Source organism: Campylobacter sp. US50a, assembly GCF_004379015.1.
GTDB lineage: Bacteria > Campylobacterota > Campylobacteria > Campylobacterales > Campylobacteraceae > Campylobacter_D > Campylobacter_D jejuni.
The window spans coordinates 1-297 of sequence record NZ_RYYJ01000089.1 but is presented as its reverse complement, the minus strand read 5'-3'; the positions used below and the strand labels follow the sequence as shown (position 1 = coordinate 297).

1 protein-coding gene is annotated in these 297 nt (G+C 23.2%); it reads left to right on the top strand.

What is annotated here, in order from left to right; translation table 11 throughout:
- The first annotated feature begins 46 nt into the window (after nucleotides 1–46).
- Nucleotides 47–190 (top strand): hypothetical protein, encoded by a 144-nt coding sequence (locus tag ELQ11_RS09990; RefSeq protein WP_162843187.1) that lies wholly within the window; start codon nucleotides 47–49, stop codon nucleotides 188–190.
- Nucleotides 191–297 lie beyond the last annotated feature (107 nt).

Below are 297 nucleotides of genomic sequence, written 5' to 3'. Positions count from 1 at the left end.
TAATTTTAGATAGTGGTTTTAAACCTGATAAATAAAAAGGATTAATATGTGTAAAGATCAAGAATATATAGAGCAAAGAAAGGTTTTATGGGAAAAAAGTTTTGAAGCCTTTAAAGATGATAAAGTGTATCAAAAAGAACAGCTTGAACTTGAAGAAGCAGGAATTAATGATGGCTTAGAGGAGGATTAATTATATAATTAGCCATATATTTATATTAGTTTTTTTTAAAAAACCGTTTTTACTATTCTTTAATCTTTTATATTGTATTTTGATTGTCTTATTTATGTAATTTTATA

What these genes read in the sequence shown, in the direction of transcription:
- ELQ11_RS09990 (WP_162843187.1), top strand. Translation starts at nt 47, where the DNA reads ATGTGTAAAGATCAAGAATATATAGAGCAAAGAAAGGTTTTATGGGAA.